Raw genomic sequence first — 9,179 nt, forward strand, 5'->3', positions numbered from 1 at the left:
GCCACTGATCCCTGCCTTGCGGCAGGCAACGATCCCGGCGCATGACCTCATGCGCCGGGATTTTTTGTAGGCCGCAGGCTTTCGACCAGATGATCGACAAAGACCCTCACGCGCGCCGGCGTGGCCGTTCCGCCGACAAACACGGCGTGGATCTGCTCTTCATCGGCGGGGTTGAACGCTTCGAGCAGCGGGATCAGCCGCCCATCGGCGAGAGCCTGGGTCACGCTGAATGTCCCCACCCGCGCGATGCCGATGCCGGCCTGGGCCAAATCGCCCAGGGTTTCGCCATTGTTGGCCACGATCGTGCCGCGCACCTCCAGCGCGAAATCTTCTACCGTGCCATCGGCCCGCACGCGGCGGAACGGCCATACCGGTTCGGCCCGGCGGAAATTGAAGTTGAGGCAATTGTGGGCGTGCAGGTCTTCGGGCACCTGCGGCACGCCATGACGCGCGAGATAATCGGGCGAAGCGACAATGACCCGCCCATTGCTACCCAGCTTGCGCGCGGTAAGCGCACTATCGGCCAATGGGCCAAAGCGGATGGCCACGTCCGCCTCGCCAGCGGCGACGTCCACCAAGGTGTCGGTAAGGGCGATATCGACCAGCACATCAGGATAGCGGCGCACGAACGCGCCCAGCAGTGGCACGATGCACAGCCGCCCGTGCGATAGTGCCGCGCTCACGCGCAGGCGGCCGCGCGGCGTGCCGCGATCGGCGATCTGCTGTTCTGCCTCGTCAAGATCAGCCAGGATGCGCCGTGCCGCGCGCAGATAGGCTTGCCCCTCCGCCGTCATGGCCAAGGCGCGGGTCGATCGCAGCAACAGCCGTACGCCCAGCCGTGCCTCGATCCGGTCGATACCCCGGCTCACCGCCGAAGGGCTTAGGCCCAGCACGCGCCCTGCGCCGGAAAAGCTGCCGCAGTCATGCACGGCGGCAAACAGCGCCATTTCGCGGGCACGGTCCACGCCGGGTGCGGCTTCGCCGCCCACTGCCGGATTGGCTGGCATCTTTGCACCCATTGCAAAAATCCTTCGCGTTCAAACCCTCTAAACACGGGGATCAGTCTGCGCCATCTGTGCATTCATTGGCAAGGCGCTCGGGCGCCGCAAAACAGATCAGGATCATCGTATGAAATGGAATGCCGGGCTCATGGCCCTGGCCCTGGGTGCCTTTGGCATCGGGGTGACCGAATTTGCCCCCATGGGCCTGTTGCCCGCGATCGCCACGGGCCTGGGCGTCTCGATCCCGGCCGCTGGCCTGCTGATCAGCGCCTATGCCATGGGCGTGGTGGTGGGCGCGCCGATCATGACGCTGACCACTGGGCGCGTGTCGCGCCGCACGCTGCTGGTCGGGCTGGCCGGGATCTTTACCCTGGGCAACCTGATGGCCGCGCTGGCGAACAGCTATGACATGATGCTGCTGGCCCGGCTGGTAACCTCTTTCAACCACGGCGCCTTCTTCGGCGTGGGTTCGGTGGTGGCAGCCAGCCTGGTGCCGCCACAGCGTCAGGCCGGCGCTGTCGCCACGATGTTCATGGGGCTGACGATCGCCAATGTGGTGGGCGTGCCGCTCGCCACCTGGGCCGGGGAGAATGTGGGCTGGCACACGCCGTTCTGGGTCATCGCCGCGCTGGGCGTACTGATGATGGCCGCGCTGCGCTTTACCCTTCCGCCCTTGCCGGCAGAGGGCTACGCCAATCCCATGGCTGAACTGCGCGTGCTGATGCGCGGCAAGGTGCTTGGCGCCCTAGCACTGACGGTCGTCGGGTCGAGCGCCATGTTCACCGTGTTTACCTATATCAGCCCGATCCTGCGCGATGCGACGCATGCCTCGCTCGGGTTCATCACCGCCATGCTGGTCACCTATGGCGTGGGCTTGACGGTGGGGAACTGGCTTGGCGGCAAGTTTGCCGATCGCTCGGTCGATCGCACGCTGATCGTCACGCTGGCGAGCCTTACCGCCGTGTTGATCGCCTTTGCCGCGTTGATGTCCCATGCAGGCGCCGTGGCGGTCATCGTGTTCCTGTGGGGCGTGGCGAGCTTTGCCCTGGTGCCGCCGCTGCAAGTGCGGGTGATGAGTGCCGCTGCCGATGCGCCGCACCTTGCCTCATCGGTCAACATCGGTGCGTTCAACCTGGGAAATGCCCTGGGTGCCGCGCTGGGCGGCGGGGTGATCGCGCTGGGCTGGGGCTATCCGGTGATTGCGCTGGCCGGCGCGGCTACCTCGGCCATCGGACTGATCGCGATCGTGCTCACCAGCCGCAAGGGCCAGGCTGCTTAAACAGCAGTGCCCGCGTTGATCCGATCGATCAGCGCGGGCAGCTCAGCCAAGCGTGCGAGGGTGGCAAAGCGCTCTGCCCCGTCTGGCACCGGCGCCTGTTCGTGCGACCAGGCGCCGTCTTGCGGCACATAGGCCGCCCAGGCCCCGGCGCCGAGCGCCGGCAGGATATCCGACCGCAGCGAATCCCCGGCCATGATCGCCTCAGCCGGCGCCACGCCATGGCGGGTGAACAGGCCGGTAAAGGTCTGCACGGTCTTGTCGCTGACGATCTCCACGCCCGAAAAGCATTCGCCCAGGCCCGAAGCGGCCAGCTTGGTTTCCTGGTGCAGCAGGTCTCCCTTGGTCACCAGCACCAGTTCACCCCGCGCCTGCAAGGCCGGCAGGGTCTGCGCAATGCCATCGAGCAGTTCCACCGGATGCTGCAACAAGGTTCGCCCCACTGCCAAGAGGTCGGCGATCATCGCCGGGGTGAGCGCAGCACCGCACAGTTCTAGCGCGGTCTCGATCAGCGACAGCGTAAAACCCTTGGCGCCATAGCCATAGACCTTGAGATTGCGCGCCTCGCACGCTTCCAGTGCGCGGCGGGCAACGCCTGCTTCGGCAAAGGGTTCGAGCATGGCGGTAAAGGCGGCCTCGGCCCCGTTGAAGTGGCGCATGTTGTGCCACAGGGTATCATCGGCATCGAGGCAGATCAGGCGTATCGTCATGGCACCGCGATGGCACAAGTGCCCGCGCAGTGCCATGCCCGAGAGGCCTCAGGGCGCCAGAGTGCAGCGTCCGGCAACGCGCACCGGATTGCAGCGCGCCATGGTGCCGCCCGGCAGCGTCACCACAAAGCCAAGGCCCAGCGGATCGGGCGCACCGGGATAGTAATCGGTGCTGATCGCTTGGGCGCCACTGTCCTGCGCGGCGCGGGCCTTGGCCAGATCATGCGTGCGCGCCTCTTGCGTGTTGGCGTCGGTGCGGGTGCGCACGATCACGCCGGCCTTGACCAGTGCCTTGATCCGCGCGCCATCTATCAGCGGGTCTTGCACGATCTGGATCGCGCTTTCCGGCTGGCCATCGGGATACCAGCCAAACATCGCCCGCCCGCGCAGCGATGGATGCCCCACGCGATAGGCGTCAGACACCGCCGGCCGCACATCGAACAGGATGAAGATGCGCCCGCGGGCCGCCGCCAGGGTGGGCCAGCCACGGCGACGCACCGCATCGGCCAGCGTGCTGGCGTCGCCGCGCACCTCGTCAGGCGTGATCAGCCGCCGTCCTGGCAGGGCCTGGCGGATTTCCCCGTCCAACTGATCGAGCAGTGCGGCATTGTCGAGCGGCAGCGGCTGGGTGGCCAGGCGGCTGTCGGCACTGTCGGCCGCGTTGATCGTGATCATGATCGGCAAGTGGCGCGGATGGGCGCGTGACCAGCGATCGATCTCGCCCAGGCAGCTGACCAGCGTGGGACACACCGCATGATAATCGATATCGGGAATGTGCAGCACCTTGAAGCCCGGCCGCACCATCCCCGCCGGGTCAAACCCCTGCCCCTTGCCCTGCTGATCTGCCGGCAGTAGCGCTTCTCCGGCCGGGTGGGCATAGCGCCCGCCGGCCGGATCGGCGAAGATATCGATCTCCACCTGGCGCACCCCGGCATCGAGCTGCGCGGCAAGCGGCAGGTGATAGTAATCCAGCGTCTGCGCCAGCTTGGCATCGCGGGCACGCAGCTGGGCCATGATCGGCGCCGGAATCTGCGCCTTGAAGCTGTTGTGCGAACCGACGACCTGAATGTCGTTCATCCGCAGCGGCGCGCCCGCCGCCCCGGCCACCGCCGGCGCCAGCAGGGCCAAGGCCCCGCCGAGCGCCAGCCTGGCGCCTGTTGCAAAAGACCGCCGCATCAGAATTCCGCCCGCGCGCCGAACAGGATCGTGCGGCCGTAATCGTTGATTTCGCCAAAGCGGATGGTGCGGTCGTTGTAGGTATATTGGCGCGCCTTGGCGATGTTGATCGCTTCCAGGCTGAGCGTGACATTGTCCGTCACGCGCACCGCGATCGAGCCATCGAGCGAGCCGAACGCAGCGGTATAGACCGGCGCCTGGGTCGTGCTGCCGGTGCTGGACAGATAGCGATCGCGCCAGACATAGGACAGCCGCGTGGACAGCGGGCCCTTTTCATAGAAGCCCACCACGTTGAAGCTGTTCTTCGACAAGCCGATCAGCTCGTTGACGATCGAGCGCGAGCCGGCGGTGTAGTTCGCCTCGACCGAGGTGCGGGTGTACGAGGCCTGCAGCCCCAGCCCATCGAACGGCGCGGGCAGGAACGTGAACACCTGGTGATAGGCCGCTTCCAGGCCATAGACCTTGGCATTGCCGCCATTGACCTGGGTGCTCAACTGCACGGTGCCGCGGCCGGGAATGTCGATCGGCACGTTCTGCTGGGTGATGTAGTTATCCATCGCCTTGTAGAACACCGCCCCGGTCAGCGAGCCGGCCGGGTTGAAATACCATTCCAGCGAGCCATCGAACTGGGTGGCCAGGAACGGCACCAGCGCCGGGTTTCCGCCGCTAGCCGTGGGCGCGTCGGTCGATACGGTAATGCGCGGCGCGCTGTCGGTCACGTTCGGGCGGGTCAACACGCGGCTGGCGCTGAGGCGGCCGATCAGGCTGCGCGAAAATTCCGCGCGCAGGTTGAAGCTGGGCAGAACGTTGTTGAACGTCTTGGGGAAGCTGACCGGCGTGGTCGCGTTGCCGCTGCGCAGGTTGCCGCTCGCCACCTGGTCGGTGTGGACATAGCGCACGCCCAGATTGCCGGTGATCGCGACGCCGCCGATGGCAAAGGTGTAATCGGCCCGGGCGTAGACGCTGGCGATCTTTTCGGTGGTGTGGAACGAGGCAGCAAGGTCGGCAGCCGTCAACGCCGAATTGCGCACCGCCGGGGTGAAGAAGGCATTGAGATAGGCGCTGGTCACCGGCACCAGGAACTGGCGCGGGATATTGCCGCCCTGCCCCTGCAGGTAATCGTCGAACGGCAGCTGCTGATAGGCGCCGCTGCCCAGGCTGGTAAGCGGCGTGCCGGCGGCCGGGTTGACCAGGAAATCGCGGCGCGAATAGTCGCGCTTGCGGAACTGGTATTCGCCGCCGGCTGCCAGCTTGGAGATGAAACCGCCCAGATCGCGCGCCACGTCGGCACGGCCGTAGAAGTTCCAGTCCTTGCTGTTCTTGGGCGCGATGTTGAATTGATAGAGCTGGTAATTGGCCGGATTGGTGGGATCGACCGTGGTGGTGAAGGTGGGCACCGCCTTGTAGCCGCCCGTGGCGTCATATGTCAGCGGGGCAAAGAACATTGCGCGGCTGCGCACGGTGCCCACGTCATAGCTGGGGTGATAGCTGTGGGCATAGGACCAGTTGGCCAGGCCCACCACGTGCCAGCCATCACTGTCCCACGTCTGTCGCAGATTGGCGTTGAACAGGTCGTGGCGGTTGAGGCTATATTCGCGCGAGGCCATGAAGCGCACGTCGTTGATCGTGGCCTTGACCACCGTATCGCCATCCAGCACCACGCTGCCCGGCACCAGCACCGGCTTGTGGCCCGCGACGCTGCTGTCGTCGGGATAGATATCCAGGCCAAACTCGTCATAGGCCACGTCCAGCCGCGTCGCCATGAGGTTGAGGGTGGTCGTCGCCTCGGCACTGGGGCGCCATTGCAGCGAGAGCATGCCGGAAATGCGCTTGCGCTTTTCGGTTTCCACCGTGGGGCGCGTGCGGGTGGGGAGGTAATAGCCGCTGCCCAGGGTGGAGGCGAAGCGATCCTTGTACCAACCGAAGTTCAGGAAGCGGTCGTTGCGCACGTCCTTGGCCCAATACTGCGCCCCGGCCAGCACGCCGAACGTATCGTCCTTGTTCACCCAGCTGGTGATCAGCGTGGCATTGGGGCGCACGCGATCGGTTTTGCTGGTATAGGTACCGCGCAAGTTGAGCGTGGTCTTGGTGCCTACGTCGAACGGCTCAAACGTCTTGACGTTGATATTCCCGCCCAGCGCGCCTTCGGTCATGTCAGCGGTGGGCGTCTTGACCACGTCGATGCGCGAGGTGAACTCGGCCGGCAGCATTTCAAAGCGGAACTGCCGCCCCGCCGCGCCGCCGTTTTCGATCACTTCGTTGACGGCCACCGGGCTGCCGTTGAGCAGCGTGTTCTGGAACTGCGGCCCCAGCCCGCGCACGCTGACATACAGCCCCTCGCCACGCGGCCGGGTGATCGCCACGCCGGTCACCAGTTGCAGCGCCTCAGCCACGTTCTGGGTGGGGAACTTGCCGATATCGGTCGAGGCGATGGAATCGACCTGGAACGCAGCCGTGCGCTTCACCTGGGTGGCCGCATTCAAGCTGCGGGCATAGGTGCCGGTCACGACGATTTCCCCGGCATCGGCCGCCGCATCCGCTGCGGCTGCGACAGGTGCGGGTGCCGTGGCCGGCGCGGCTTGCGCCATGGCTGGCAAAGCCAGGGCGAGGTTCGCCACAAGCGATGCCGACGATACAAGTGCCAGTTTGGTGATGCGCATTATGATTGCCCCGAAGAACGTTTATCGTTTCGGGGGCGGCCCTAGGCGGCAATCATGACGCTTCGCGGTAAGACCCGTGACGGATTGATGAATATCGCAAATATGTGCAACATCGCGTCTTCTAGGCTGATCTGGCCGGGCCAAGCGCCAGCGTTTTTTGCGGATATCGCCGGATCGGCGCTATCGTCGCGAAATATTTTGCCGCAAGCGGAAGGAAATGGCGCCGGCCGGTCTCTAGGCCTGTGAAAGAGGGAAAACCCAAAGCCGATGGAGGATGGGACGGGACCGGATCTGCGAGCGCAACTCGAGCGTCGCCGCGCCTTGGCGCGATGGGTGGCGCAAGAGATCATGCCGCACGAACCGCGCCTGCGGGCATGGTTCGTGAAGCGGCGGATTGCGCCCGATGTAGTGGATGAACTCATGCAGGACGCCTATTGCCGCATCGCCATGCTCGATACTGTCGACCATATCGACTGCGGGCATGCCTATTTCTTTTCTATCTGCCGCAACCTGCTGGCCCGCCGGCTCAAGCGCCAGGTGATCGCCCCATTCGAGGCGATCAGCGAGATTGAAAGCTATCGCGACACCGGAATGCCCACGCCCGAGGAGCAGGTCGCCACGCGCATGGCGTTCGAGCGGGTGCGCAGCCTGTTGGCGCAATTGCCCGAACGCTGCCGCCGCATCGTCGAACTGCGCAAGTTCGAAGGCTGGTCGCAAAAGGAAATCGCCGCGCATATGGGGATGACCGAAAAGGCCGTCGAAAAGCAGGTGTGGGTGGGTGTGCGCGCCATCCGCGAAGGCTGGGACCGGCTTGAACGCGAGCCCGAAATGCTGCCCACCGGACGGAGGGCGTCATGACCACAACCAGCCCCCTTACCCCCGCCGATCGTGATGCCGCTGCCACTTGGGTGGCGCGCATGGACGATGCTGCCGCTTGGAGCACCGCCGACGAAGCCGCACTGCAAGCCTGGCTGGCAGGCGATCCGCTCCGCCATGGCCTCCTGCTGCAGGTACAGGCCGCATGGGAACTGCCCGGCGTGGTCACCCCGCCGGCCGCGCCCGAAGCGGTCGATAGCGCGCCAGGTGATGACGCGATCGAGCCTGCCAACGATCGCGGCGCCTGGGCACGGCGTGGCGTGCTGGGCGGCCTGGTGGCAGCGGGTATCGCCGGCGCGGCCGCCACGCGCCTGGTGCTTGCCAATGGCGCCCAATACGTCACCCGCCTGGGCGAGATCCGCCGCGTTCCGCTCGACGATGGCTCGGTCATGACGATCAATTCCGATACCGCGCTCAAGGTCAATCTGGGCCAGCACGCGCGCGAGGTGGAACTCGATCAGGGCGAAGCCTGGTTTGAGGTAGCCAAGGATGCCAAACGCCCGTTCGTCGTTGCCTCTGGCCCGGTGCGCGCCCAGGCGATCGGCACGGCCTTTTCGGTGCGCAAGCGCGAGGAAGGGGTGGAAATCCTGGTGACCGAGGGCGTGGTCGAAACCTGGTCTGCCGCCGATGCCACCCAGCGCCTGCGCGTGGTGGCGGGCGAGCGTGCCATGGTCAACGCCCGCGCCCTGGTGCATTACCAGGCGAGCGAAACCGCACCGGTCGACCGCGCGCTGGCCTGGCGCAACGGCATGATCGATCTCAACGGCACCACGCTGCGTGAGGCGGCTGACGAGTTCAACCGCTATAACCAGCGGCAGATCGTGATCGCCGATCCCGAAGTCGCGGCCGAGCAGTTCGACGGGCTGTTTCGCATCGGTGACCCAGACGGCTTTGCCCAGACACTCAAGGCGACGCTGGCCGTGAAGATCGATGTCAGCGATCCGCGCACCATCCGTATCGAACGCGCAGCCGAAACAGGATTCTAGAAATAAATTTTCACAATCGAAGAAGGATAATCGCCAGAGCATGTCTCTAGGCCAACACAGATCGAAATGATCTGATGCGTAATGAAATCCTGATGGGAGGGATATATGACAACGACCACACTGCGTGGCGTTCTTTTTGCGACGACTGGCATTGCCTGCATGGCAACCATGCCCGTTGCCGCACAGGCCAACACCGAACTTCGCCAATTCGCCATTCCGGCGCAATCGGCCGAAACCGCCATCGGTATCCTGGGCCATCAGGCCAATGTGCAGATCATTGCCTCGCGCAAGGTCACCCGCGCGGTGCGCACCAACGAAGTGCGCGGCCGCCTTACCGTGTCCGACGCGCTTGAGCGCATGTTCGCCGGCACCGGCCTCGCCGCCCGCCAGACCGGCCCCGCGACGTTTGCGGTAATCGCCCGCCCGCTGTCGAACCGCGCGCCGCTTGCCACGCAAACCGTTGCCCTGGCCAGCCAGGCCGCCGCGCCAGAACC

General features: G+C 65.5%; 8 protein-coding genes. 4 read left to right on the forward strand and 4 right to left on the reverse strand.

The genetic code is table 11. The features are described from left to right. Nucleotides 1–47 precede the first annotated feature (47 nt). Nucleotides 48–1,019, reverse strand: a complete 972-nt coding sequence (locus H926_RS0100430; RefSeq protein ID WP_022674538.1) for a LysR family transcriptional regulator — start codon at nucleotides 1,017–1,019, stop codon at nucleotides 48–50. A 109-nt stretch (nucleotides 1,020–1,128) separates the two neighbouring features. Here H926_RS0100430 and H926_RS0100435 point away from each other — a divergent pair, with 109 nt between their 5' ends. Beyond that, a complete protein-coding gene (locus H926_RS0100435) occupies nucleotides 1,129–2,280 on the forward strand; it encodes an MFS transporter (protein WP_022674539.1) in 1,152 nt (383 codons plus the stop codon). On the opposite strand, the gene H926_RS0100440 is transcribed toward H926_RS0100435, so the two are convergent. The 3 genes from H926_RS0100440 to H926_RS0100450 are packed head-to-tail and all read right to left on the reverse strand — an operon-like array spanning nucleotide 2,277 to nucleotide 6,823. Beyond that, nucleotides 2,277–2,987 (reverse strand): HAD family hydrolase, encoded by a 711-nt coding sequence (locus H926_RS0100440; RefSeq protein ID WP_022674540.1) that lies wholly within the window; start codon nucleotides 2,985–2,987, stop codon nucleotides 2,277–2,279. The genes H926_RS0100435 and H926_RS0100440 overlap by 4 nt on opposite strands. 48 nt (nucleotides 2,988–3,035) lie before the next feature. Next, nucleotides 3,036–4,163, reverse strand: coding sequence for a Ca2+-dependent phosphoinositide-specific phospholipase C (locus H926_RS0100445; protein WP_022674541.1), 1,128 nt, complete (start codon nucleotides 4,161–4,163; stop codon nucleotides 3,036–3,038). Further along, complete coding sequence (locus tag H926_RS0100450) at nucleotides 4,163–6,823, reverse strand: TonB-dependent receptor (RefSeq protein WP_022674542.1); 2,661 nt, start codon at nucleotides 6,821–6,823, stop codon at nucleotides 4,163–4,165. Before H926_RS0100450 ends, H926_RS0100445 begins: the two co-directional genes overlap by 1 nt. Nucleotides 6,824–7,171: 348 nt before the next feature. On the opposite strand from H926_RS0100450, the gene H926_RS24855 reads away from it, so the two are divergent. The 3 genes from H926_RS24855 to H926_RS24860 form a co-directional block, all read left to right on the forward strand. Further along, the gene (locus H926_RS24855) at nucleotides 7,172–7,681 is read left to right on the forward strand and encodes an RNA polymerase sigma factor (protein WP_211183156.1); all 510 of its coding nucleotides are present in this window, start codon (nucleotides 7,172–7,174) and stop codon (nucleotides 7,679–7,681) included. Beyond that, nucleotides 7,678–8,685 (forward strand): FecR family protein, encoded by a 1,008-nt coding sequence (locus tag H926_RS0100460; RefSeq protein ID WP_022674544.1) that lies wholly within the window; start codon nucleotides 7,678–7,680, stop codon nucleotides 8,683–8,685. The genes H926_RS24855 and H926_RS0100460 overlap by 4 nt, the downstream gene beginning before the upstream one ends. A 159-nt stretch (nucleotides 8,686–8,844) precedes the next feature. Beyond that, the coding region (locus H926_RS24860; RefSeq protein WP_043607070.1) for an STN domain-containing protein at nucleotides 8,845–9,179 on the forward strand (335 nt) is incomplete at its 3' end.

The organism is Novosphingobium sp. B-7 (assembly GCF_000410615.1).
GTDB lineage: Bacteria > Pseudomonadota > Alphaproteobacteria > Sphingomonadales > Sphingomonadaceae > Novosphingobium > Novosphingobium capsulatum.

Coding starts and splice junctions, on each gene's coding strand:
- H926_RS0100430 (WP_022674538.1), bottom strand. CDS start 1,019: ATGGGTGCAAAGATGCCAGCCAATCCGGCAGTGGGCGGCGAAGCCGCA.
- H926_RS0100435 (WP_022674539.1), top strand. CDS start 1,129: ATGAAATGGAATGCCGGGCTCATGGCCCTGGCCCTGGGTGCCTTTGGC.
- H926_RS0100440 (WP_022674540.1), bottom strand. CDS start 2,987: ATGACGATACGCCTGATCTGCCTCGATGCCGATGATACCCTGTGGCAC.
- H926_RS0100445 (WP_022674541.1), bottom strand. CDS start 4,163: ATGCGGCGGTCTTTTGCAACAGGCGCCAGGCTGGCGCTCGGCGGGGCC.
- H926_RS0100450 (WP_022674542.1), bottom strand. CDS start 6,823: ATGCGCATCACCAAACTGGCACTTGTATCGTCGGCATCGCTTGTGGCG.
- H926_RS24855 (WP_211183156.1), top strand. CDS start 7,172: ATGCCGCACGAACCGCGCCTGCGGGCATGGTTCGTGAAGCGGCGGATT.
- H926_RS0100460 (WP_022674544.1), top strand. CDS start 7,678: ATGACCACAACCAGCCCCCTTACCCCCGCCGATCGTGATGCCGCTGCC.